We start from the raw sequence: 24,613 nt of genomic DNA, 5'->3' as shown, positions 1-24,613 counted from the left end.
TCAGATCTCAATCAGTTCTCACCCCAATTGATCGAGAAGCCTCCATCTTTCTAGTGTACGATTTTGCTGGCAGCCGGTGGCAAGTCCGCTATGCCACAAGTATCTGCCTAACTACTCATCAATGAATTATAGAGTTTACCTACCGATGGATTTAAAGTCTCTGATCCGCGATATCCCAGACTTTCCCAAACCTGGAATTACATTCCGGGATATCACTACGCTCCTGCGCCATCCAGAGGGACTGCGCTACACAATCGATACCCTAGCTCAAAAATGCCAAGACGCTGGACTATCCATCGATTACGTCGTCGGCATAGAGTCTCGTGGCTTTATTTTCGGACCTAGTTTAGCTTACAAACTCGGAGCTGGATTTATCCCCGTTCGCAAACCCGGTAAACTGCCAGCCGCTGTACACAGCATTGAGTACGAACTGGAGTATGGCATGGATCAGCTAGAGATTCATCAAGATGCCCTCAATCCTGGTTGTCGGGTTTTTATTGTCGATGATTTAATCGCTACGGGGGGAACTGCTGTTGCTACGGCGAAGCTCGTACAGCAAATTAGCTGCGAACTGGTAGGATTTGCCTTTATCATCGAGCTAACGGCTCTTGGTGGGCGTCAGAAACTGCCTGATGTACCCGTTGTGACGTTAATTGAGTATTAGTCATTGGTTTTTTATAAAGGACAAAGAATGAATGACTGCTTCAACTAGGGATTCTGCTATTCGGAATGGATTTAGTGCTGCTGTCGGTTGGTTTAAACAGCTAGTCACAAGCGAAACATTTCTTTACGTGGTGAAACGGCTATTGCAGGCACTGTTGACTTTACTTTTAGCCTCGGCTCTAAGTTTTGCGATTATTCAGCTCGCACCAGGAGATTATTTAGATACCCTCAGACAAAATCCCAAAATTTCGCCAGAACGGATTGAGGAACTGCGGCAGCAATTTGGTTTAGATCAACCTGCCTGGGTGCAGTATTGGCGCTGGTTGGTGCGGGTGGTGACGAAAGGGGACTTTGGTGAAAGTTTTGTCTATTTTCGCTCGGTGTCCTCTTTACTATGGGAGCGGATTCCAGCAACGCTACTGTTAGCGATCGCGTCTATCATTGTTACCTGGGCGATCGCTATTCCCCTAGGAATTATTGCCGCAGTCAATCAATCCCGCTTTGGTGATCGAGTCCTGCAAGTCATGAGCTACACCGGTCAGGGCTTTCCCAGCTTCATCACCGCTTTGTTACTACTCATTTTGGCGCAGTACACCTCCCCCCTATTTCCTGTCGGTGGCATGACGAGTATCAATCACGCCGATTTATCCCCCATCGGCAAAGTCTTAGATATCGGTTGGCACATGATTTTGCCAACCATTGCCCTCTCGATTACCAGCTTTGCCGGTTTACAGCGAATTACCCGAGGAGAAATGCTGGATGTTTTGCGCCAAGACTACATCCAGACGGCTCGTGCCAAGGGGCTTCCTGAAAATCGGGTTATTTACGTCCACGCCCTGCGCAACGCCGTCAATCCTCTAATCACGCTCCTCGGCTTTGAATTTGCTAGTTTGTTAAGTGGTGCCTTTATTGCCGAATTTTTCTTCAACTGGCCCGGATTGGGACGTTTGATTTTGCAGGCAGTGACTGCTCAAGATATCTACTTGGTCATGGCAAGCTTGATGATGGGCGCAATGATGCTGATTGTCGGCAATTTGCTGGCAGATTTACTGCTCAAAGGTGTCGATCCTCGGATTCGCCTAGAAAACTTGAAATAAACTCGCGATGAGAATCAAAGGACTAAGGCAGATCAAAATGTTCACCCAAATCTATTACCTGATTCTTTCTAGAGTAGATGGGCGCTATTTGGTTGCCCAACCCAACGCGGGTACTAGCGAGGTGGGAGCAGGATACTTGTTGATGTTCCGTGAACGATTTGATGCTCTCAGTTATCTCAATACCCACGGCAGTGACGTTGCTGATCGATTTTCCGTTGAGTCAGTCCCCTCGACTCAATTAAAAGGCTTGCTCCAACGGTGGGGGTTTACTGGTGTAGGTATTGTTCAAGACCCGTTAGTGCCTCAAATTGAATTTTTATCCTATGGTTAAGTGTTTTTTCTCGCTTCTGCTTAAGCATTTTGGGTAGTGAATGAAAAAAATATTAAACTTTATTGACATGATTTTAAATCTTCTTACCCCTTTGAATCGTGGCTTTTGATGCCAGAGTCTCTTGAATTAGGTACGCTTTTGAGTTGAGGTTGAATCGAGAATCGACCCATTGCTAGGTGGGAGATGCCGCGATAGGTCAGTCTGAAGAGGGAATGGGGGATGAAAATCACGTTTCGATGTCTAAATCTCAAATTCACACCGCGATATTTGCCAACCCTTTCACTCGCCGTCGTTTCAATAGTATGGGATTGAGAGTGATAAGGAACTCCGCGATAAGTTAGTTGCATGGAGAAAATTTCCGAATTGGATATTGCTTTTGTTGCTCGTATTTACTTCATCTCGATAGCAGAATCTTCCGGACTCTTCATCAAAACAACATCATTAATAAATTTCGGAAAATTTTAGTACTAATACCAATAAATCGGAGCAAAATGAAGGAATGGCAACGAAAAAAAAACAAGACTTAATCGGAATTTGTCCCTACCCTAGACGGTTCAATAGGATTTCAGACGGGCTTGGTTTATTTCTGAAATTCAATAGCACATAGCAGCATCTTTGTAAAGAGATTATCCCGTTGATAGCTGAAGATGTATGGGAAACTTGTACAGCTTCCAACGGGTCGCTTGGATTAAGGTTTAAACATATAGCTCCATTCACATGGTTGTGAAATCAATCCCTATGAAGTTTCGGCTCAACTGGTTTGGTACCCGGGTATTTCAGCATTCTCATTGTAGAAAGCGGGTTAATTCCAGAGGTAAAATTCAGGGAATAGGACGACCCGCTTTGTTTGCGATTACTCTGACTTTATGCTGGGGAATTGCAACACCTCTGAGAGCTGCTGAACGAGTAACCCTGCGCTTGGGACCCTTTAAGCAATCGGTCAACATCACTGACTTAGAACAGTTTGCCGAGACAGGGGAAGTGTCACCTGCCCTTAAACCCTACAGTTCGCTGCTGACTCCCCAAGTGCGGCAGTTGCTGAGTAAACGTCTTCACCTTGACCCCAACCTGACTGAGAAATTTATCGATGACCTACTCAGCTCTTCTGACGGTGCTCGCTTACTCGATCAAATCGGATTGGCGCTTCCTAGCAGCAGCCTGGAGGAGTTAAAAGCCGCGTTGTTTTTGGCAGCAAGGCAAGCCGACGGTCTTTCGGCGCTAAGTTTCTTGAGAGCTTATCCAGACGAGGAAGTGACACTCGATGCCTCTTCAGCGATCGCCATTGTCCTCAAGCTCAACACCTCTTACTTGCAGAGCTTAACGGTTGGTCCTATTCTAGAGCAAGAACTGGCAGTTCCTGATGTAGCAACCTTCCGCCCCAGCCTTGACCCGACAGCCACGGGCTATCAGTATGTACAGGAGCGTACTCTGAGGCTACGAGACCGAGAACGGCAACGGACTATTTTGGTAGACCTCTATTGGGCACGTAAGACTTCCGGTCCCCTGGTCATTCTTTCCCACGGCTTTGGTTCTGACCGCAAATTCTTAACCTACTTAGCCCGCCATCTAGCTTCCCACGGCATCACCGTCGCCTCCCTAGAACACCCAGGTAGTAACTTGACTTGGCTCAACGGCGTCTCCCTGGGCAGCAACTTAGGAGAGTTGTTACCTGCATCGGAGTTTATAGACCGCCCCAGGGATGTCAGTTTCGTACTCGACCGTTTAGCACAAATCAATCAGGGATACGGTCGCCTGCGTGACAAACTCAATACTCAACAAGTCAGCATTATCGGTCATTCTCTAGGCGGCTACACTGCCTTGGCTTTAGCTGGAGGACAATTAGATTTAGCCGGACTGCAAGAGTTTTGTAAAAATCGTAGTCCCCTAGAACGTTCACCAGCCGATTGGTTTCAGTGTTCTGCTACTGAATTGAAGGAAAACAACCTACAACTAAGCGATCGGCGTATCGTTCAAGCCATGGCTCTCAACGCCGTGACTGGACGACTGTTTGGCAAAGACGGTTTGACTCAGGTCAGCATTCCCACTTTAATCTTGACTGGGACAGACGATGCGATTACTCCATCCTTAGACCACCAGTTACGGTCTTTTGCTCAGTTGAGGGGTTCCAAATATCTAATCGCCGCGATTGGAGGCACTCACTTGAGTGTGACAGACCGCGCCAATCTTAATGATGCCTTGGCTCAAAGTACTTTCGTTAAAGAACTGACGGGTAAAGAAGCAGAACCTCTGCGGCAGTTGTTTCGAGGGGTGAGTTTGGCGTTTATCAAACAGCTAACCCCCGAAGCGAAAACCTATGAACCATTTTTGACCCCTGCTTATGCCCAATCTCTCTCTACGCCAACCTTATCTCTGCGCCTCAGCACAACATTACCGCCAACCATGGCAACTTGGTTACAAGTTTTAGCCGTTGGCAATCAGGAGATTGCGCTGCGCTTGCCTGACGTGAACCAATGGTCTATCGGTATGATTAAAGGGTTCTTTTTTAAGGAAGCCAAAGCAATCACACAGGCAAATGGTTACAGCGGGCAGCTTAATCAGATTTTTACAAACATTATCAACCATTCCCAGCAACGGTTGACTGGCATCAGTTAGCGTCGGTGTTGCGGATTTTGAGATGTCAGAGACGTATACAACGTCTCTAGGAGGTTTCAAGAAAAAAAGGGGGATTAATGAACGCAGTTTGTGCTAAATTGGACTGTCTGGATTTATACAGCCTATTATTCTGGATACTGTGTCGGTAAAACTTTATTGAGCCTGACTGATGGTAAGATTAACTAGATATCCAAAATGAAATCACTTGGAATTTTTGCTTGACAAGACCTACTTAACCTTGCTATCATAGGTAGTCGCTGAGAAAATATGCCGGGATAGCTCAGTTGGTAGAGCAGAGGACTGAAAATCCTCGTGTCGGCGGTTCGAGCCCGCCTCCTGGCATAATCTTAGCATTTGGAACCCGCTACGCAACTTGATCGTGGCGGGTTCTAGTATTTGTGTACCACTCCCTAAGTCCAAGTGGTTTTGGTGGCTTTTTGGTCAAAAAGGATATAAAAAGGATATCTTTTGTACTAGTGGTCACGGCTCTGGGACGGGTAGAGCGCTGACGATTCCAGCGTAAGAAGTCCAAATTGTACGGGGGGAATTGCCCACCCACTGGGCAATCAGTGCCACAGGAACCCCTTCTTCTAGGCACAGAGTAATGAAAGTATGTCGGGTCGCATATTGCTTTCGGTACTGGATAGTGGGAAAGCTTCCAAGCACTGATCGCCACGCTCGGTTTAGAAAATTATGGGAGTCGATAGCCAGCTCGGTCTTAGACAAAAACACGAGCGCGTCTGGACTAAAACTTTCTGGTCGAATAGTCAGCAGCAACTCTCCAAGCGCTTGATTCACTGGAAAACGTCTAGACTGGTGAGTTTTGGTATCTTTCCTCTGACCCTGTACTAGAGCTTCAGAGAAAGTGATGAATTGAAATTCTTGATCAAGGTCTTTCCACCTCAGACCTATCGCCTCACTGGTTCTCGCTCCAGTCCAGAAGAGGAATTTTACAAACGGGGCATAGTAACTGTAGTGCTGATGGGTTTCAAAGCCGCTAATAATTTTGTCTCGTTCCGCTCTGGTAAAAGGCTGGGGTTTTGGCTTTAACTGTTTGCCCTTACGGGGGAGATCAGAGAAAGGGTTGCTTTGTATCAACCCTTCCTGTAGCGCCCAATTACAAGCAGCTCGAAGCTGTACTAGCACCCGTCTACTGCCCCCCGGTGAGTAGTGCTTGCCCAGCCAGTTCTTGAACTGGTCGGATTCGGACAGGTCTACTGGAAAACTTTGTATCCGCTGGCGAACCCTCCGAAAATCGATATTCAGGGTCGTGATGCTGACCTCCGATTTCCGAGCATCTACATAAGCGTCCCAAACTGTTAGCAGCGGCATTTTTTCGGTCGGGCGCTGGTAAGGCGATCTGTATCGTTCCAAGGTAGGGTCAAAGCGCTCATAAAGGATGTCAGCTTCAATTTGAGCTGCCTTGAGAGAAGCAATTTTTCGGTTGCGTGGAGTATCGGCTAATCCAAGTGAAAGGTATCGCTTTGGGCAAAATTTGGGTAAGCGAAGTCTGAGCCGTCCTTTAAGAGTTTCAACGACTACAGACCCCTTGGGGTTTCGGGTCATTTTTGTTTAATTGAGTGGATCTGTCAGTGGATGTGTCATACAATCACCTCGAATTCTGAGGGTGAAAGCGGTTCACTGGGGGGTAAGCTTAAGCTTTTTTTGTGATTTTCCCACCTCACTAGCCAGCGCCCGGTAGCGGATATCTTTGCAGATAGTTCCCCGTACCACTTCTTGAATCGAATCTTCATGCCTGGTTGGAGACAAGAGCTGTGGAGTTTGGCGAACTCCAGATAACAGGTGAGTAATTGGTTACCTCCATCGAGCCTCAACTCTGCAACAGGAACCCCGTTTAGGAGATTCTTCTGAAGTACGGTTCCTACGCGGTTTGTAAAATTGCCGTGATAGGGGTGCTTGCCTACCTTCAGCTTGCAGCCCTCAACAATTTGATCATAGAGATTGAATGCCAAGAATTTAGGGTCTTCGGCTTCTGGCAACGACTCAAACCAACTCTCATCGACCATCCTGCTCTCGGACGGTGAGGTGTCGTAGGTCACACACAGGCAGTCATTTGCTGCCGTAACGGTAGCTGTTCCACCGCCATTGATAGACCGAACACGATCGCCCACTTTCAACTCGGTAATCTTAATTGGCGTCTTTTCTAGATCTAGATTCTGAATCCGCTGCTGCTCTTCTGGCGGGAGCTTGGAAAAGGCTTCAGATACAGATTGGAAGCCATATCCACTGACCAGCGCCTGCAAATCTTTCTTTGTCTCAATCAGGGGGAACACTGAAAGAAGTTCCGCTTGATTTCCTGGGTCTGGCTCAGATGCGATCGCTAAGTGTTTAGCCTCAAAGGAGCGCTTTATTTCTCTTCCGTCGCTATTTTTTCCTTTGATGATAATTAGCTCTATCTCTCCCTCTTTCAATGAGGGACATGACATGAACTCCTCAACAACCCACTCAGAATTCCTGATTGATTCTGGAGCTTCTGCCTTTGTGACCCTTACCCGATCTCCGATGCGAAAAGTAGAGTATGTCTCCTGACCACCAGTCTCACCAGTGGAGAGAGGGGGGGGTACAGCCAAGCGATCGCATTTTTCACTCAAACCCTCACCACTTCGGTCTAAATTAGTGCGATCGCACGATCGCATTTTGATCAAAGTGCGATCGTCTTTTTCCAAAATGCGATCGTTCATTTGTACTAGTCCTGGGTCGGAATCCACCGTCGCTAACGAGGTGACAGTGGTTTCGGATACTGGGTGCTGTTCGGGGGGGCGATCGCATTTTCCCGGAATACGATCGCAAATGCGATCGCTTTGCGATCGTGCGATCGTATTCGTTAACGCCTCATCCTCAGAAGGTTTCATAGCTTTTTCGATCAAAAGTGCGATCGCTTCTGGGGGGGGTGGGGGTAAGGCAATTAATTTCTTCCCTTCCAGCTTCACTCGCTGGGGTCGAGCTAGGGCGATCGTTCGGAAGAGTTCGACGACCTCTGCTGACCGGATAGGTTTACCGTCTTCCCCCTTCTGTCGTCGGAACTTATTTACCACCTGTGAGGGGGTGAGCTCCCCCTGGTCTAGAGCGAAATTCAGGATTTTCATCATGAACTCACTCATGCCCTGCTCTGGGTGCTTACTGAACTGAACCTGCATCAGTCGGAACTGACCCAGGTAATAATCGGCAGCGGCAATCGCCTTGGTCAGGGTCGATAGCTCTAGTTGGTAGAAGTTCTCTGTGGGCGAGTAAACAAATTCTAGACAGTGAAGGACAAGAGCTAACCGCATCAGATTGGAACACATCTTCCCCTGAAAGTAAGCGTAAGCGGGGTTTGAGTTGAGGTGCTGCCTGAATCCCTTCCTGTAAAGGGTCCATTGGCGCTGCCACGCTTGAGCCGCCTGGGGGCTGAGAGAAACCAACCCTTTAGGCAAATTCTGGATTTTTGAGTACAAGTCAGCCAGTAAACCGTTAACGTCGCATAGGACATCTGACCAAACCTCAAAATCTTCACGGAGTCCAGGGACGGCTGGCAGTATCCGGCTCTGTAACCCATCGGCATCAACAGACCGCCCATCGGCATCGAAAAACTCACTAGCCGGCTCAATTTGTATCCCACCGCACAAGTTGAGACACTGCCCCTGGAAGCGGAAGCTCTCCTTTTCGTTAACCCGATCCACGTAACCCGTCAGTGGACCGGACCAGGCTTTCAATAGAAACTGGCGACCATTACCCTTGTTAGAACCCTTGTACTGGTCTAGTCCTCGGAATAATCCCAGTAGCTCGTCAGCACTCCAGGTTATTCCTGCTGCTGGTGGCTGTTCAGCAATGCGCCGCTTAATGGCTTCAATCTCCCCCTCATCGAGGAGGAACTTACGGCAACTGCCAATTTCCTGCCGACGAACAGATGGATCTTGCTCGGTGCCTCTGAGTTTCTGCTTTTCCTCTGAGGAGTACGATCGCCAATCTTCCTCTAATTCCTCAAGATGGTTCTTGGCATTTTCGTATTCGGTAATTTGTCGATCTTGTAGCTCTCGGATGGGTCGGAAGATGGCTCGATCGGCGTCAGATTTCCCGGTTGAAGGGGGCGCGATTACGGCTGTCCAGATGATAGGAGGTTCAATCCAGTGGTCTTTCTCTGTCGCACCCTTCTTACAAATTAAGCCGACGTTTGCACCGATTAGTCCCCCTATTGCTGGGAACAAATTTTGGATAAGATACATAGGGTCGATTCGGCTGGAATCAGCTTTGGTTTTCAACGCACGGAACACAGGCTCTGGCAGCACTCCCCCCCAGTCAAACGCTTGACTTTCCATCTGCTGCCGGAGTAGTTTTTCTAAATCCGGCAACCCTTCACCCAACTCCTGCTGACGGTCTGATTCTTGAAGTTTCGATAGATAGAGGGTCTTGAGTTCCTGGGTAGTCCAGCCGATCTGCTCCGATAGCTCCCTGAGAATGATCTGAAGTTCAGAATCTGGAAGGTTTCGGTCTACCAGATTCTGAATTTTTTTCAGAAGCTCAGTAGAGAGGGATGGTGAAGTTTTTAAAAACTCAGGAAGTTCGCTAGAGACCGCCGCTAAAACTGCTGCCTTATTCAACTTGAAATCCAAAATCCAGTCAGCGATATCAACCCCTTGTGATGTCGGTAGATTGCGCCATGAGAGGGATTCAGGAAACGGGAAACACCAAGCGACCTTCTCTGGTGGCAGTGCGGCAGCGATGTCCTGCATGTGCTTCAGACCGGGCTTATCCCGATCTGGACAGAGTACCACTTTGACAGCAGCCGCTATATCTTGTGTATCCGACTCTCTCCACTTGCCGGAACCACCAATGTTAGTGGTTGCTGGGATTCCTAAATCCCAGAGCGCATCGGCACAGGGTTCGCCTTCAACAATCCAGATGGTTTTTTCGTGAGCGATCGCTTTCTGGATTTCCTGGTATCGGTACACTGGGATATCCTGCCGATTAACAGAGATTTCTTTCTGCCAACCAGCGCCGTCCCATTCTTCTTGCCAGCGCTTGGGTTTGCCGCCTTTGCCATCATCTATCCGGCAAACCTGGATGAGCCGCTGTCCGGATCGGGATAAATACAGCCAATTCCGCCGTTGTGCGGGGCGAATTGGTTTTTGCTGAAGCTCAACACGAGCATAGTAGGGAGTGCCATCGGAATCGGACTTACTGGTTTGGTGCCAACCTTGAGCGGGTTGGGCTTGACGTTTACAGCAGTCGAGGGAACCAATCCGGTAACACCAGTCAGATTTGCCGCAGTGAAGACAGGGTTCAGTCTTGCTGACTCGTTCTAGGTTCTTTATTTGCATTATCTGTCCCCCTTTCCCTGAAACGCCCACTGAAACGCAGAACCGATCGCAAAACTCACGAAGATTCCGTGAAGTCTTGCGATCGATCGCCAATTCTTGACACCACATAGGGCAAGATTGTATTTGAACATTTAGTTTGTGGGTCGGATCGTTTATTGGACGTCCGACCATTTCTTCAACCTACAGAGAATTTTAGTTGGTCGCGACCGTAATGCTACGGATTTAGCGGTATACCGATTCGTCAAAAATTGTTTCAAACGACCCATCCGGTATAAACCGCGACAGAATTCGCTTGTGTTCATCGGCATCTTGACGATTCACGTACCGAGCTACCTCTATGTTTTGAGTCGGCAGCAACCGGAACACGACCCATGGCTTGGGGTCGATTAAGCTGCCGATAAAGCGAACTGGAGCGGTTCTCTGTCTGCCCCATCTTGGTAATGCGCACCTATTCATCGTCTTTGACCTCAACTTCGATCTAAAGAGTTCGTCTGCGAGAGCTACCGCCAGCGCCACCAAGGCAGTCTTTCCGGTGGGGCTGGCAAAGGCTTGGAGCAGTGCAAGAGATAGTAGTTCTCTTCTTTTGGTTCTGAATCGCATAAGTAAGAGGAAAGGGCAGGAATTGAGGAAACCTGCCCGGTAACTGTAGGTCAAACTTAAGTTGTTGGCTCTTCTGGCTCTGGCTCCATCAACGCCAGGCGCTCTAGTACAATGCCAGCCACTTCAGCGGCGTAGTCTGTGTACATGGCGATTTGACGCTTCATGGATTTGGGCGGGAGCCAGTGTGCAAGGAAAAAGGCTGTCAGGTATTCTTTCTTGGTCAGTTCCATACGATCCTCACGTTAGTGTAAATCCGTCCAAGCTGTTTCGGTAGGCTTAATCCCTCATGTAACGCCCCGTCACTTTTCCTGATACACTGAATGGCAACTAAAGGGCAGGCTTAGACCACAAATCGTCCCCACCCTTCAGTTGTTGACCCACTCAGGTGACTTGGCGTCACAATTAGCAATGGTAGACCACAGCAGGGAAGAAAGCAACTACAAAGTGAGAAGCTTAAAAGAACTTCGTGAAAGACTTGGCTTAACTCAAGCAGAACTAGCCGAGAAGCTAGGCATGGCTAGGGAAACAGTAACTCGGCATGAAAACGGAGTTCGTATGCGGTTGTCGCTTAACCAAGTCCAACGCCTGGATCAACTCCTAAAGGATGCAGGGTTGGACATCCAGGACTTATCCGACGACCTCGACTGAGTATGTTTTTGACATACACCTATTCAAACTCTTTAAGCCCCGCCAGCTCGTGACGGGGCTTTGTCGTGGGTGATAGCTGTAAAAGATTTCAGGGAATACTAAAGAGGAACCCCTCCGGCAACTGGGAGGGGTAGTAAATCCAATACAAGTGTACCCATGAAAATTCAAAAAATTGCGATCGCACTTCTGATCATCGGTTGTTTTGCCCCCGGCGTTAAAGCTCAAACCACACGAACCCGTGTCAACGTAGTCCCAGCTCCAGCCACTATTGGGCATCGCTCCATCCGCGCCCCCGGCTGGGAGTTCCGAGTAACCGACGTTCGCTCGGTCGGGCAAATTTTCAACGGGCAGTACATGACCTATGAAGCCGCCGACACCTGGATAGCCGTTTCCGTGACCATCCGAAACACCAGCGGCAAACGGCAGTCAACCGAAGACATACCCTTCAGTAACTTCGTTAGTACGCTGGTTGATTTTCGGGGTAACACCTACAATTCCTTCCAGCGAGAACTCAAATACGACACCGATCGGTTGTTCAAACCGCTCACACCGGGAGAGACCCGCTCGGAGGTGTGGCTCTTTGATGTCCCCCGTGGCACTCAAGCCCAGGAATTGATGATGGATCTTTTCTCAATTCAGCAGGGGACAGTTAGCGTGAGACTGTAACCTGAAGATAGAGTTAAACTACCCTTGAAAGTAAGCCGCCGTTGGGTGGCTTTTTGTTAACCAGTTTCGCAAGAGGTGCGGTGGTGATAAACAATCCCAAATCTTCCAACCCAACTCCCGACCCAGCCTGGGACTACGCTCAATGTTGGCAAATTGGGAACGAGTTAAAGACCGAAGTAGAGCGGTTTTTGGAGACAGTAAACGGGTTTGAGACTGCGACAGAGGAAAGTAATAAGCAACTCCGTAATCGCCTGGAATGGATAAAAGGTTATTTGTATAACATAGAGCGAAGTCTACCCCAGTAAAGTCACGAATCCTCTAAATCCATTGTGTCGTCTTCTCTACTCTCCCTCTCAAAATCATCCCGGTAAATCATCCACGAATTCGAGCCGATTCTAATTTCATCATTGTGTCTTAAGTCGGCTGAATACTGAATCCGGCAGCGATTGAGATAGACTCCATTTTGCGAGAGAAACCTCATGTCTAGTTTGCCATCAATAATTCTGTAAAAGTCCCTGTACTCTGTTCGGATTCGCTTCAGGCTTAAATGAACCAAGGAAATCGCGGTGTCGCCAATTAAGCGGAAGGAATTATGCTGCCCTCTCCCCAACGTGTAAAGAGGTAGGTCTAATTCGTGAGTTTCACACCTTCCGTCTGGATGATGAATCTCCAACTCAGCGATCTTGTTCATTCTCTACCTCTCTTAATCGCTCTAGAATTGATTCCTTCTGCGCTTCAATCCTTAAGAAAAGTCCATGAAGCTCTTTGAAGTCTTTCTCTAAATCTTCAAGCCTCTCGTTGGTTGAAAAAAGGTTCAATCTCAGTGATTGAATGAATTCCTGTTCCCTGTCCTGCTTCTCAGATGATTTTTGGAATAGTAGGACTGCTAAGGGGATGGCAGTTCCGCCGATAAGTACGTCTGTTACAAAGCCTACCTCAACAGGGACTCCCAGCTCTTTTAAAAAGTAAATTATTAAAGATATCGCGGCGATTCCAGCTAAGATGTAAGCTATTTTCCTTGGGAAGCTCATTAATTAATCAGCTTAAATTTTAAAAATTTTATCAATAGGCACAGGTAAAGGACCATACCAATAGAGAAGTTGCCCTGTTGGAATAATTGAAAATCGGGTGGTGTTATCCGCCAAGGTCTGATAAATCAACTCTGTTGATGGAAAATGTTCCAATGGAAGCTGTAGCACTGCCTCTTTATAGCCTGGATTGATCTTGGAAATTGAACCCTCCAGGTCGATGTAGTTGTCATTTTTTTTGACCCTGGCTGTTCCTGCCCAGCCAGCTTGTAAGGTTAAATCTTGCCAACCTACATTTTCCGCTTCTTCCTTCACCTCAGCTTCTAATATCAGTGTCCATGGCCCGGCTAAAACACTTCCCCGACCTAGCCGACACCCCAAATATCGGGTCGTTATTCCTGCCGAGAGTAATTCAGCCGGGAATGGTTGAGGAAATGTGATCTTTTTTCTGGACCCATCCCAATCTGCGTAAATCCGCTGCCAGCCAAATCGCCCGGAAAACTCCCCATCCGAATAAAAGGAGCTAATTACTCCGTGCCCATTATGAAGGTTTCGTCCGTTTACTTGGGTAATCCGAAAGCGATCGCCCCCAACATCGGGAGTTGGGAAAAATTCCCAGTCCCACGATAATTTGTTAATTTCACCCAGTGAAGCCCACATAGTTAAGGTGTTGGTGCCGCACCCTTGATGTCTGCCTCAAGCAGTACCGGATAACTTTTTCCTTGGATAGAAAATTTCTTAGGGCGATTTGTCGCCCCCCAGGTAGCAATAAATGCGCTAATAGAAGCAATCGTAGCCTTATTGCTTACGCGAAAAGAAGTTTGATGGACCGTTCCCTCTGCTTTCTCAATCTTTGTATCAACTTCTACGCTTCTCCCTCCAGAAAAAGAATCAATAGCAGGAATTAGGTGATATTTTCTTGTGTATCCGCCGACTGGAACTGGATTGGTACCGGCTGCCGCATCTTGCAAGGTTTTAAATCTTCTCGAAGCCGGAACTGTTACCGTTTTCTCTGGGGTACTAGTTCCTGAGGTTGCCCCCGGTATTGAAAAATATTCTATTAAATCTTCTCCAATTTTCACTGCCGCAGGCTGATCACCTGCCGCTGCTAAATTGCCATCGATTATTAATATCCGGTAAACTCTTGCCATTTTTGCGCCTAAATTTGCCTAAGTTTATAGCTCTATTGTAGTTTTCATTCTAGAAAGCTATTGGTTTCTGAATCCACACAGATATATCTCTGTTGATTTTATCTGGGTACTTAAAGATGGTCTATAAGATTTTCTACTAGCAAGATAGGCTTGGCTGGGAAGAAGTGAGCCGTCGCCCTGTAAAACTTACAAGTAGCCTGGGGCATCAATGCCGGATATTCCATAACCTCGCCATAGACCGTCTCCCGTCGAATTGTATGATAGCCTGCTGGTCGGCTGGACTCTGACCAGTAGTGGTCAAAGTCTGGCGTTTGATCTTGCAATGCTAAAGTTTTTGTGAGCAACTCTCTGGCTTGAGCCTCGCTGTTGAAGTTAAAATAAAATCGATGTTTTAAACTATCATTTTTGTAGGTAAACTTTCGCCTTCCTTTATCGTACTCTTCTTTACCAAAAGCTATTTCGATTTGATTGCTAATCGTCTCAAGTCTATTGTTACTGGTTCTCAAGCTTTCAACAATAGACTCTTTTAACCTTAAGGAGCATTGTACCCTTAAGGGTTGGCGTCTATTAGCAGCTTTGTACCTTTCTTTGGTTTCGCGAAATAGTAAAATAATTTGCGGATCGTACTCAATCTGGCTGATATTAGTATAATCGGGAGCTTGCCAGATTTCAGGTTGATAAGGAGTTCGTAGCACTTGATTATAATAAAAATCTTGCTTGGCTTTTGCCATTAGCTGAGAGTCTTTATTTAAGATTAAGGAAGCTTCTAGAGCTTGAACCTTGGTTAACCGCTCAACTCGATCAAATGCTGCTGAATTCTCTCTATACAGTTTTTTTACTTCTTGATTGTAACTTTTTAAAAGTAAACTCCTTTGAGCTGCCCAATTAGAAATAGCCATCGTCAGTTAGTGTCATTCAAAAGCTGATTTTCAGAAAGATTTAATCCATTCTCTGTAACGAGTTTATCAATACGCTGTTCTTCAGTCTTAGCAATCTCATCTCCCTCAACTGTCTTAATCAGCTCTTGAGTTTCTTGTACGGCTTCAGTATAGTATTGAGTAAATTCAATTGGTATTTGAGCCAATTGCTGAACCGTTTCCAGAGCCTCTTCTAAATTCTCAGCCTGTTGGAGGTATTTTCCGACCGCCCCAAAGCGATTAAACTCATATTTTTCGGCACTCCACGGCATTCCATCTTCGCTAATAAGCCCCTCACGAATAGCAGCATTAGAAAATCGTCCCACTAACCCGGCTGTAACTTCCACGCCATTTCCAACTGCCTGAGCCGCTGACCGCGAAGCATCCAAAACGTTAGCGGCACTGGTTAGAATTCGATTAAGCCTTATCCATTTGATTCTAGAAGCTTTATAGTTCTCTACACCAAGAATTCCGATTAAGAATTTTTCAATTTCAGCTTTGAAAAACTCATCAAGGTCTAAATCCATTTTTTCTCCGTCCGGGTTACGGAGGAAGCCAGGGATTACAGCCTGCATTGCCTGGATTACAGTTCCCGTTACTTCAAAAAACAATTCGGCTAAATCAACAGTAACTTGTCGAGCCGTAATAAGGCTAGTTACTAATGTTAGGACATTTATAACTCGATCCATCTGGAAGAAATTCCAGGTAGCCTTAAACTTTTCAACCATCAGAGCAGACATAGTGCTAACCGCCGTGCTGACCCCCGCGACTTGAGAAGCTATTGCGGCTTGAGAAACCCTGACCTGTGCTTGAGTAGCGGCAAAGCCAGCCTGCATCTGTGCTGCCAGCCCAGTGATTCCTAGCTGATTGAGCAAGCCCTGAATCCCATCCAGCTTAGAATTTAAGCCCCCAAATTGATTTCCTAAGCATCCCCCCGGTTTGGCGGTATTGCACACACCCGCCGCTGCTGCATTAGAGAGAGCTGTTGGAGCGGTTTGAGTGAGCACCGTTCCCATTTTTCCTGAAAGCTGACCCAACTGGGGAGTCAAAATCGCTCCGACTGCTGCCGGAATCGCTGCGATGCTTTCATCAAGTCCCATAATTTGTTGAAGCGCTTGGTTTGCTAGATTAATCGCTTGGTTTGCTAGACTTCGCGCCACTGGATCATCAGCGCGAATGTTGGTGATGTTTGTTATTTGGTTGGTGATATTTGTTATTTGCTGAGTAATTCGACCAAGGCTCGTTTGTAACCCACCCGTTGCTGCGCCAGCGGAGGTTGCGGTAGTGGTCGCGGCGGCGGCTGTCGTCACGGCGGTTTGCGCTCTGGTTAGGGCATTATTGGCAGTGGATTGAGCTGTGGTTATCGCAGTTTGGAGGTTTCCGATCGCTCCTTGTAATCCAGAAATTTGTCTCGAAAGGTTTAAGTTAATCTGAGTTATCAAATTATTGAGTTGCTTCAGCTTGGGTGTAACAACATTTTTCAGTTCAATAACAGCATCAGACGCATTGGAATTCGCTTGTGCTACTAAATCATTGAGTTGCTTCAGCTTGGGTGTAACAACATTTTTCAGTTCAATAACAGCATCAGACGCATTGGAATTCGCTTGTGCTACTAAATCATTGAGTTGCTTCAACTTGGGTGTAACAACATTTTTCAGTTCAATAACAGCATCAGACGCATTGGAATTCGCTTGTGCTACTAAATCATTGAGTTGCTTCAACTTGGGTGTAACAACATTTTTCAGTTCAATAACAGCAGCAGACGCATTGGAGTTCGCTTGCGCTACTAAATCATTAAGTTGACTTAGCTTGGGTGTAACAATATTTTTTAACTCAATAATTGCAGCAGACGCATTGGAGTTCGCTTGCGCTACTAAATCATTAAGATTATCCACTCTTGGGTTTAACTTGTCTAATTGAATTAAAGCATTAGAAGCATTAGATCGAGCTTCCGCTGCAATATCGTTAAGGTTATTTACCTTTGCTTCCAGCCGAGTAAGATCTGAAGATTTGGGCTGAGATTGAGACTGTGATTGCTGGCGGAAGAAATCTCGCCAGTCGCTAATATTTTCCCGCACACCGCTGTACACTTTTGCCGCTTGAGCGATAGTAGCTAGCAACGTAGCCCACGGACCAAGCTTACTCGCTAGATTCTTTAAGGTAGGAACCAACCCCTTAAGCTGAGAGACAATTTGCAATAAGCTTGGGATTTGCGGCTTCAATGCCAGTAAAGGCTTATAAGGACTTAAAGAGAGAGCTACAGTGCTTCCTATAACAGGAAGCATCTTTGATTTAAGGCGTTGAAAGAGCGCCTCTTCATCAATCTTTCCTCCCTGCTGATTGCAGCACTGATTAATCCGGTTCCAGAGAGCATTGATTGTTCCTCGAATTGCGTTCAGGTCTGATTTATCCGCTTTCCGATTAAGAAGTTGCCGAAGTTCTGCGACTTCGGCTTTAGTTGCTAGACTTTCGCAGGTGCTCATTATTTTAAGAAACTAAATTGTCTGGATCGTAATCCGTTATGGTGTCAAGCACATAACTGCTAACTGTTTTTTGATATTCAATCTGTTTGCCTGCCTCTGTTGTCCCGCGCTGCACAAAAGCCTTATTTAGTAAGCTTTCAGCGACAACAATACCAATAGTTGGATCGTCTACTGCATTTTGTGGTTGATTGAGCAGACTGAGTTGAAGGATTGCGTCAAGTATCTGATCAGCAGTAGGGCTAGACCCCTCCAAGCCTACTGCGGTTAAATCACTTAGGATAATTCGCAACTCTTGATTTACCAGGGAACTGTTCACGCCGAATCTTTGTTGTATGGTTAGGGACATAATTTAAATTAAAAAACTGTGAATAACATATCCCTGTGAATTGTAGCAGCACACTCGGTTGCCGTGCCTACATTCGCAGGTACTGGAAGGGCAAGCCTTATCACAAATTACTTTTACGGTCGGACATTCAGTTTCTACTCTTTCTTCATAAACTTGCCCTCTTGCATCCCAAATTTTGAAATATCCCTTTTCTAGTAATTGAGAACTATCAGCAGTGAAAACTGCTTTACGAATAAGGTCGAAACTATTTCTTGAGCTTCTAATGGCTTGTCCTAAATTTCTTTTTTTGCAGTTTGAATAAATGTAGCTAAAATAAAGCGACTCAGACTGAACAACTTCTATACTCAAATCATCTCTTGAATTTCCAGAGACTTTAGTGCTTTTTGCGCCCATTTTGGCATGGATGACTTGAAGATTTGAAGGTTTTTTTCGCAAGCTCTCCGCCATTGTGCGCCCATCACAAGAAGATTTTATAGTTCCTTGAAAAATAAAAGGATTATCAGAAGTGAATCCTTCCAGTGAAACTGTTGTTACTCGCCTAGAGGAGCTTGAATATTCATACTCATAACTACCATTCCAGTACCCCCACGCTCCACAGCCATTGACTCCAATAGGTTCGGAGTCTACTATCCAACTTCCAGCAACTCCACACCCCTCCGGGGGACCAGGGCTGCAAACCCAGGAAATAGGAGGATTTCGGCTAAGAAACCTCTTTTCTCCTTGTCCTGTCTGCCAGAGTACTACTGCCTGCTTGCTGCCCTCACATTTTTTTTCTGTCATGTATACTTGTGTTATTGTATTAAGGCTAGCGAGGACTGAAAATCCTCGTGTCGGCGGTTCAAATCCGCCTCCTGGCATCACTCAAACCCAGTTCAACTTATTTTTAAGTGAGTGGAGTGCTTTCATTCTCATCCCTTGAAAATAAGCAGGGATAAAGGAGATCGCTGGGGTTCATTAACTACAGCGATGAATCTCCGGTTTGAGTTTGATTCCACTGTTGATTGCCCGAGACCTAAAAATGGTAACGGTTGTTGTAGTTTTCAACGTGCTGATCTCGCTGTTGGGTTTCTATGTTGCTTGGCGAGTCTGGAAATTGCGGCGGGTATTAGCAAGAGCTGCTGATATTGTTGCTGCTGCTGAACGCAGTACCTATGCGGTTTTGCATGGTACTCCCAAAACCATCTATCGGGGTCAGTTGGGGGTAGAGGGATTGAGGGATCGTTATCAGCAACTCGAAGTTCAGTTGCAACGAGTTCAGCGAGTTTTGTTAATTTTGGGCTTGTTTCAACGGCTCGGTCGCTTTGCGCTTCGCCGCAATAGTGGACGATCGCACTCCAGAAAGTCAAGATATTCACCACGCCGCCCCTAGGGGCAACAGCAGTTTTGAGGCGTTTCGCACTACTGCCATGAGTAGAGTATTGACATCCTCACCACGCCAACTCAATACCTCGACTTCGCTCAGGGTCAAGCGATCGCTGGACTTGGATTGGAGAATAGAGTTCCCAGTCATTGTTTCACAAAGACCAACCGGGCTAATTGCATCCCTTTATGTTACAAGGGAGCTAGCAAGAACGGATAATCACCGGCATCTTAGCAAAACAGCAGAGTCTTCAAGAAACTCTCGCCAGTTTCAAGGGAGCAGATCTGCATAAAATTGGTGTAGGAATAGAAACCAAAAGATGTCAAAGAAAAGTGCTGGAGCCTTTATTGGTGGTCTGCTGGTGGGGGGCGTCATTGGCACCGTGACGGGTTTGCTGATTGCCCCGCGCACGGGTCGGGATACGCGGCAATTGTTGAAGAAATCAGCAGATGCCTTACCTGACTTAGCCGAAGATTTATCGACCACCGTACAACTACAAGCCGATCGCCTTTCAGAATCGGCACTGCGTAATTGGGATGGGACACTAGGTCGCCTGCGGGAAGCGATCGCGGCGGGGATTGAGGCTTCAGCACGGGAGAAAATAGAACTCAAGCAGTCTCAGTCTGACTTAGCCACTGAGTCACACCCTTCAGTTCCTGACCACCAACTGTAGGCGAGTTGTCGGTGATTGACCCTCTTTTTTGGCTAGGATTATCTATTTTATTAGTTGCTGTCAGCCTAACTGCTGTCTTGGTGGCGGCACTGCCTGCCTTGCAAGAATTGGCACGGGCGGCTCGTAGTGTGGGAAAATTGGCGGAGACACTCCAGCGAGAGTTACCGCCTACCCTAGAAGCCATTCGCCTGACAGGTTTAGAAATTAGTGACTTGACTAATGATGTGAACGAAGGTGTTAAAAGCGCCGGTCAAGTGGTTAAACAAGTTGATCAAAGTATCAGCAGCACTAAAAATCAAGCTAGAAATGTGCAGGTTGGAACTCGCAGCGTTTTTGCGGGAGTGAAAGCGGCTTGGAAAAGCTGGAAACGCCCCTCCACAGGACGTAGGTCAATGGATCGCTTGCCACCGTCTCAAAGAACGGCTATCGATCTGCGCGATCGCCAAAACTCTGACTCAATGGCTGAGTTCTCCTCAGATACAGAAGACGATATCACTCAAACGGATAACGCACCGAGCAATCGCGAAGCTCCGGACTCACGCAGAGACAGCCTCTAAATCACCATGGGTAGGGTCTTTGGTATCGTGTCCTGCCAGATATAGGGTGTCTGCGTAAGCCTTGAAGGTTTTACTCAAGAAATTTTGCGATCGCTGCCAATATTAGAGTAAAGTAAACAAGTGTAAAGAACTTCTGACCTTATTCCCTTTTTAAAAGACTTCCTTACTGTCCATTGCCTTCATTGAGACGATGCAGCATTTTTTTCCAAGACGACTTTTAGTATCCCTGCTAGCCTTTTGTCTTGCCTTCTCAGTCTGGACGATTGCGCCAGTAGCACGAGCTTACAACAATCCCGATTTACTTCCTGAAGTCCAGACACCCATCATTGATTTAGCGAACCTGCTGCCAACACTTCAAGAAGAGGCAGTTATTAAAGATTTGGAAAACTTTGAAGCTCAGACGGGCTGGAAACTGCGAGTACTCACTCAATACGATCGCACACCGGGTCTGGCAGTCAGAAAGTTCTGGGGGCTGAACGACAAAAGTGTTTTGCTGATTGCTGATCCACGGGGCGGCAATCTATTGGGTTTCAACGTGGGGGATGACCTTTACGAATTCCTGCCGCGCACTTTTTGGATAGAATTACAGACTCGCTTTGGCAACCTCTACTTTGTCCGTGAAAACGGCGAAAACCAATCGATTGTGCAAGCCTTGAATACCATACAAAGCTGTCTAAGTCAAGGGGGGTGTCAGGTTGTACCGGGTTTACCACGGGAACAGTGGATTCTTACATTCATTAGCTCTCTGGTTGGTGGGGTAGTATTGGGATTTGCCTGTATTCCTGGCAAAAACTCAGAGCAAATAGTAGCGTGGCAATGGGCGTTAATTTTTTCTCCCCTCTGGGGCATTCTCTTTATTGCTTTTGGAATAGGTCCAGTCGTTACCCGAACGTCCGAATGGTTGCCTTTATTTCGCAACGTAATCGCTTTTCTCCTAGGGGCATTAGTGGCTTACTTATCCCCTGTCATCGCCCAAACTCCAGCTTCTGAAACCTAGCCTAATGGGGGTGTGGGGTATGGACAGAAGGGGGATTAGTGATTCACTCTTGCTAAAAATTTTCTGGCTACACTTCTTTTCCCTACCTCCTACACCCAGCCATTTCTGCCCCACTGAATAAGGGATTGAGGGGAATAGCAGATAAAAGAAAGCGATCGCTCGGTTCCAACTCCGACTCAGTTGTGCTGTAATACGATGTTAGACGGGACAGGTTTTCCCCTAGCTAGAGTCCCTTCGATCTCTAAAATCTATGCAGCACCTATTTAACCCCTCCCTTATATGATCTCTATGAGCGGCAGTCTCCCCCCGATTAGTGATTTACGCGCTCGTTATACCGGTTGGGATAAGCCAACTAACGAAAACCTCAAGGACATTGGCACCATCGAATTTTTCTGGCGGAATCTATTCGAGGCAATTTTTCATCCCAATCAGGGGAATTGGTTGGAGCAGTGGCAACAGCTCTACAATCTAATTCTGGAACGGTGTCCCAACAACTACGAGCGCAGTACTACCCTTTTTTATCTAGAAACCGTCAAAAACTGTATTAATAAAGAGGGAGACTGGTGGATACAACACTGGAGAACGGTGTTGATTTACCTGGAAAATACGAGAGACTGGGCGAGAAAATCTATTATTCGGTCATGAGCTTTCTGAAAAGTTTACCTCTGTCGGGCGATCGCTGCAACTCTCGCTTTTCCATCACTTCTGTCTCAATTCTTCTGCTCCCTTGAAGTCGAAGTTATAAAAAAATGTTCCAATTAAGATAGAGCCATTAACAGTCTCAACAAACAAACTCGTGCAAATTCCCCGGCTACATCCAGATACCACTGAACAAGTCAAGCAACGAGTAGACATTTTTGATGTAGTTTCCGAGCGAGTCGTGCTGCGGAAGCGGGGTAAAGACTATGTGGGTTTGTGTCCCTTCCATGAAGAAAAGACGCCCAGCTTCACCGTTAGCCCCAGCAAGCAGATGTATTACTGCTTCGGTTGTGGTGTGGGTGGAAATGCGATTAAGTTCCTGATGGAGGTGGGGAAGCAGTCGTTTAGTGAAGTTGTTCTTGACTTGGCGCAACGCTATCAGGTGCCAGTGCAAACGTTAGAACCTGAACAGCGGCAGGAATTGCAGCGTCAGTTATCTGTGCGTGAGCAACTGTATGAGATTCTGGCACTAACAGCAGCATTTTACCAACACGCCCTGCGGCAACCTCAAGGGCAGCACGCGCTGGAGTATTTGCAGCTCTCACGGCGTCTTTCGGAAGAAACGATTCAGCAGTTCCAGTTGGGATATGTACCGGCGGGTTGGGAAACGATTTACCGCTATCTGGTAGAACACAAAGGCAAACCCGTGCAACTGGTAGAGCAAGCAGGTTTGATTTTGCCTCGTAAATCAGGGGATGGTTATTATGATCGGTTTCGCGATCGCATTATAATTCCCATTCATGATGCTCAGGGACGGGTAATCGGCTTTGGGGGGAGAGCATTAGGAGACGAACAACCCAAGTATCTCAATTCTCCCGAAACTCAGCTTTTTGATAAGGGTAAAACTTTATTTGCTCTAGATAAAGCTCGGAATGCTATTGGTAAGCACGATCAAGCCGTTGTGGTGGAAGGCTATTTTGATGCGATCGCACTTCATGCTGTGGGTATCGCAAATGTAGTAGCTTCCCTCGGTACAGCACTGAGTCTCGACCAAGTACGGCAACTCCTACGTTACACCGAATCTAAGCAAATTATACTCAACTTTGACGCGGATCGGGCTGGGAATATAGCAGCAGAACGAGCGATCGGCGAAATTGCTAATTTGGCTTATACAGGACAAGTCCAACTGCGGATTCTCAACCTTCCCGATGGCAAAGATGCCGATGAGTTCCTTAAAGGGCACCCCAACGCTGCCCAACGATATCAGCAATTGCTAATTGATGCTCCTTTGTGGCTGGATTGGCAAATCAACCAAATTCTTTTAGATAAAGACATCACCCAAGCTAAAACTGAGCGAAGTCGAGATGCGAACCAGTTTCAGCAAGCTGCGCGAGAAATGGTGAAGTTACTCAACCAAGTAGAAGATATTAACCAACGGACTTATTACATCAACCACTGCGCTCAACTGCTCAGTCAGGGACAAAATCGACTTATACCGCTATACGCTAAAAATCTACAAGTTCAACTCAAGAAGCTACGAATTCCCCCAATCAAGAACGCATCACTGCCAACACAAAAGCAAAATAAAAAGAATCAAGATTCTGCACTATTATTACCCATTAGTTCAGAACAAAATCTTTTAGAACAAGCTGAAGCCTTACTTTTACGCATCTACCTTCACCGTCCCGAATATCGGCAGACTATCATTGATACATTAGATTCAAAAGATTTGCTTTTTAGCCTCTCCAATCACCGCTTTTTGTGGCAGCAAATTTTAGAATTGCAAGCAATCGCCGACCAAATGTTAGGAGATACATCTAACCCATTGATTTCGCTATTACAAGACCGCAGCATTGAGTTTCCTGACCAATTGGCTCAAGTAGAGCATCTATTTCATTTAGACGAAAAGTGTTTGGAAGAGATCACCCGCACCCCTTTGGTGATTCGGACGGCAGCAGTTTGTCTGGAGATGGTAGCGTGCGAAAGGCATCGAAGTTACTGTCTAGAGCAATGGCAAAAACTGGATATCTCTAAGGAACGGGCGCTCAAACAGTACTATGGGCAGGAGTTCCAATCCGCAGATCAACAACTTCAAGAGTTAGAGCAAATGCGTCAGGTTCATTTCTCGGAAATTCTCCAGCTATAGGTTTCAATCCCTGATAGGGATTAAGTGGAGTTTAAACGGAAGTTCCCCCTAGGGGGGGACTTACAGTAGCCTTAAACCCTTGCCAGCTTAGTGGGACTTAGAGGCAAGATTTCAGCAAACAAACATTAATATAGCAGTAGACACATATCTTAGGACAAACTCTGGTAGAGACGTTCCGCCGGAACGTCTCTACTAAATTCATATATGTCCTAACTGACATCTTGCACCTTTGTCGATAAGCCCGAAAATCCGCCCGGAGTTTGAACTCCGGGCTAATAGCTCAAGTCCATTGAAATGGACTAAAACTCTTATCCAGTCGTATGCAAGACGAATGCCAGCTATGAGCCAGTGCTTTAAACCACTGGCGGTTAGTGAGACTG

The 24,613-nt window shown here is 46.7% G+C and carries 26 protein-coding genes and 1 tRNA gene; 13 read left to right on the top strand and 14 right to left on the bottom strand.

Annotated elements, in window-relative coordinates:
• Positions 1-145 precede the first annotated feature (145 nt).
• The 3 genes from IQ257_RS02100 to IQ257_RS02090 are packed head-to-tail and all read left to right on the top strand — an operon-like array spanning position 146 to position 2,091.
• Positions 146-664, top strand: a complete 519-nt coding sequence (locus IQ257_RS02100; protein WP_193873256.1) for an adenine phosphoribosyltransferase — start codon at positions 146-148, stop codon at positions 662-664.
• Between the two features lie 31 nt (positions 665-695).
• Positions 696-1,760 carry an ABC transporter permease gene (locus IQ257_RS02095; RefSeq protein WP_193873242.1) on the top strand — a complete coding sequence of 355 codons (1,065 nt, stop codon included), beginning with the start codon at positions 696-698 and terminating at the stop codon, positions 1,758-1,760.
• A 37-nt stretch (positions 1,761-1,797) separates the two neighbouring features.
• Complete coding sequence (locus tag IQ257_RS02090; protein WP_193873241.1) at positions 1,798-2,091, top strand: hypothetical protein; 294 nt, start codon at positions 1,798-1,800, stop codon at positions 2,089-2,091.
• An 83-nt stretch (positions 2,092-2,174) separates the two neighbouring features.
• On the opposite strand, the gene IQ257_RS02085 is transcribed toward IQ257_RS02090, so the two are convergent.
• Positions 2,175-2,438, bottom strand: a complete 264-nt coding sequence (locus IQ257_RS02085) for a DUF4278 domain-containing protein (RefSeq protein WP_193873240.1) — start codon at positions 2,436-2,438, stop codon at positions 2,175-2,177.
• Between the two features lie 496 nt (positions 2,439-2,934).
• Here IQ257_RS02085 and IQ257_RS02080 point away from each other — a divergent pair, with 496 nt between their 5' ends.
• Together IQ257_RS02080 and IQ257_RS02075 are read left to right on the top strand one after the other, a co-directional pair.
• Positions 2,935-4,704 carry an alpha/beta hydrolase gene (locus IQ257_RS02080; RefSeq protein WP_228060344.1) on the top strand — a complete coding sequence of 590 codons (1,770 nt, stop codon included), beginning with the start codon at positions 2,935-2,937 and terminating at the stop codon, positions 4,702-4,704.
• Positions 4,705-4,973: 269 nt separating this feature from the next.
• A tRNA-Phe gene (locus IQ257_RS02075) sits at positions 4,974-5,046 on the top strand.
• A 138-nt stretch (positions 5,047-5,184) separates the two neighbouring features.
• On the opposite strand, the gene IQ257_RS02070 is transcribed toward IQ257_RS02075, so the two are convergent.
• From IQ257_RS02070 to IQ257_RS02055, 4 genes are all read right to left on the bottom strand, one after another.
• A complete protein-coding gene (locus IQ257_RS02070) occupies positions 5,185-6,270 on the bottom strand; it encodes a tyrosine-type recombinase/integrase (protein ID WP_193873238.1) in 1,086 nt (361 codons plus the stop codon).
• A gap of 35 nt (positions 6,271-6,305) precedes the next feature.
• On the bottom strand, positions 6,306-10,130 hold the full coding sequence (locus tag IQ257_RS02065; protein ID WP_193873237.1) for a DUF3987 domain-containing protein: 3,825 nt from the start codon (positions 10,128-10,130) through the stop codon (positions 6,306-6,308).
• A 114-nt stretch (positions 10,131-10,244) separates the two neighbouring features.
• Positions 10,245-10,478, bottom strand: a complete 234-nt coding sequence (locus IQ257_RS02060) for a hypothetical protein (protein ID WP_193873260.1) — start codon at positions 10,476-10,478, stop codon at positions 10,245-10,247.
• Positions 10,479-10,678: 200 nt separating this feature from the next.
• Entirely contained in the window at positions 10,679-10,852 is a 174-nt protein-coding gene (locus IQ257_RS02055) for a hypothetical protein (protein ID WP_193873236.1), read from the bottom strand.
• 178 nt (positions 10,853-11,030) lie between these two features.
• Between IQ257_RS02055 and IQ257_RS02050 the strand changes: the two genes are divergently transcribed.
• Together IQ257_RS02050 and IQ257_RS02045 are read left to right on the top strand one after the other, a co-directional pair.
• Positions 11,031-11,270: a helix-turn-helix transcriptional regulator gene (locus tag IQ257_RS02050; protein WP_193873235.1), complete on the top strand. Its 240-nt coding sequence runs from the start codon at positions 11,031-11,033 to the stop codon at positions 11,268-11,270.
• Between the two features lie 156 nt (positions 11,271-11,426).
• Positions 11,427-11,936: a DUF4352 domain-containing protein gene (locus tag IQ257_RS02045; protein WP_193873234.1), complete on the top strand. Its 510-nt coding sequence runs from the start codon at positions 11,427-11,429 to the stop codon at positions 11,934-11,936.
• A gap of 307 nt (positions 11,937-12,243) precedes the next feature.
• On the opposite strand, the gene IQ257_RS02040 is transcribed toward IQ257_RS02045, so the two are convergent.
• From IQ257_RS02040 to IQ257_RS02005, 8 genes are all read right to left on the bottom strand, one after another.
• Positions 12,244-12,627 (bottom strand): FHA domain-containing protein, encoded by a 384-nt coding sequence (locus IQ257_RS02040; protein ID WP_193873233.1) that lies wholly within the window; start codon positions 12,625-12,627, stop codon positions 12,244-12,246.
• Entirely contained in the window at positions 12,611-12,967 is a 357-nt protein-coding gene (locus IQ257_RS02035; protein WP_193873232.1) for a hypothetical protein, read from the bottom strand. The genes IQ257_RS02040 and IQ257_RS02035 overlap by 17 nt, the downstream gene beginning before the upstream one ends.
• A 12-nt stretch (positions 12,968-12,979) precedes the next feature.
• Positions 12,980-13,279, bottom strand: a complete 300-nt coding sequence (locus IQ257_RS02030; RefSeq protein WP_193873231.1) for a hypothetical protein — start codon at positions 13,277-13,279, stop codon at positions 12,980-12,982.
• A gap of 347 nt (positions 13,280-13,626) precedes the next feature.
• Positions 13,627-14,115 carry a hypothetical protein gene (locus tag IQ257_RS02025; protein WP_193873230.1) on the bottom strand — a complete coding sequence of 163 codons (489 nt, stop codon included), beginning with the start codon at positions 14,113-14,115 and terminating at the stop codon, positions 13,627-13,629.
• 110 nt (positions 14,116-14,225) lie between these two features.
• On the bottom strand, positions 14,226-15,014 hold the full coding sequence (locus IQ257_RS02020; protein ID WP_193873229.1) for a hypothetical protein: 789 nt from the start codon (positions 15,012-15,014) through the stop codon (positions 14,226-14,228).
• Between the two features lie 2 nt (positions 15,015-15,016).
• Positions 15,017-17,515 (bottom strand): hypothetical protein, encoded by a 2,499-nt coding sequence (locus tag IQ257_RS02015; protein WP_193873228.1) that lies wholly within the window; start codon positions 17,513-17,515, stop codon positions 15,017-15,019.
• Between the two features lie 4 nt (positions 17,516-17,519).
• Positions 17,520-17,861 carry a hypothetical protein gene (locus IQ257_RS02010; RefSeq protein ID WP_193873227.1) on the bottom strand — a complete coding sequence of 114 codons (342 nt, stop codon included), beginning with the start codon at positions 17,859-17,861 and terminating at the stop codon, positions 17,520-17,522.
• A 3-nt stretch (positions 17,862-17,864) separates the two neighbouring features.
• Positions 17,865-18,641, bottom strand: a complete 777-nt coding sequence (locus IQ257_RS02005; protein ID WP_193873226.1) for a hypothetical protein — start codon at positions 18,639-18,641, stop codon at positions 17,865-17,867.
• Between the two features lie 238 nt (positions 18,642-18,879).
• Here IQ257_RS02005 and IQ257_RS02000 point away from each other — a divergent pair, with 238 nt between their 5' ends.
• Positions 18,880-19,230, top strand: a complete 351-nt coding sequence (locus IQ257_RS02000) for a hypothetical protein (protein WP_193873225.1) — start codon at positions 18,880-18,882, stop codon at positions 19,228-19,230.
• Here IQ257_RS02000 and IQ257_RS01995 read toward each other — a convergent pair.
• Positions 19,213-19,371, bottom strand: coding sequence for a hypothetical protein (locus IQ257_RS01995; protein WP_193873224.1), 159 nt, complete (start codon positions 19,369-19,371; stop codon positions 19,213-19,215). The genes IQ257_RS02000 and IQ257_RS01995 overlap by 18 nt on opposite strands.
• 169 nt (positions 19,372-19,540) lie before the next feature.
• Here IQ257_RS01995 and IQ257_RS01990 point away from each other — a divergent pair, with 169 nt between their 5' ends.
• The 5 genes from IQ257_RS01990 to dnaG all read left to right on the top strand — a co-directional run bounded on the left by IQ257_RS01990 (position 19,541) and on the right by dnaG (position 24,233).
• On the top strand, positions 19,541-19,894 hold the full coding sequence (locus tag IQ257_RS01990) for a YtxH domain-containing protein (protein ID WP_193873223.1): 354 nt from the start codon (positions 19,541-19,543) through the stop codon (positions 19,892-19,894).
• Between the two features lie 11 nt (positions 19,895-19,905).
• Positions 19,906-20,451 (top strand): DUF948 domain-containing protein, encoded by a 546-nt coding sequence (locus tag IQ257_RS01985; RefSeq protein WP_193873222.1) that lies wholly within the window; start codon positions 19,906-19,908, stop codon positions 20,449-20,451.
• A gap of 190 nt (positions 20,452-20,641) precedes the next feature.
• The gene (locus tag IQ257_RS01980) at positions 20,642-21,448 is read left to right on the top strand and encodes a TPM domain-containing protein (protein ID WP_193873221.1); all 807 of its coding nucleotides are present in this window, start codon (positions 20,642-20,644) and stop codon (positions 21,446-21,448) included.
• A gap of 288 nt (positions 21,449-21,736) precedes the next feature.
• On the top strand, positions 21,737-22,093 hold the full coding sequence (locus IQ257_RS01975) for a hypothetical protein (RefSeq protein WP_193873220.1): 357 nt from the start codon (positions 21,737-21,739) through the stop codon (positions 22,091-22,093).
• 151 nt (positions 22,094-22,244) lie between these two features.
• Complete coding sequence (gene dnaG / locus IQ257_RS01970; RefSeq protein WP_193873219.1) at positions 22,245-24,233, top strand: DNA primase; 1,989 nt, start codon at positions 22,245-22,247, stop codon at positions 24,231-24,233.
• Positions 24,234-24,613: the final 380 nt, after the last annotated feature.

Source organism: Coleofasciculus sp. LEGE 07092 (genome assembly GCF_015207375.1).
In the GTDB taxonomy this organism is placed as follows: domain Bacteria; phylum Cyanobacteriota; class Cyanobacteriia; order Cyanobacteriales; family Coleofasciculaceae; genus LEGE-07092.
This window is presented reverse-complemented; position numbering and strand designations above follow the sequence as displayed.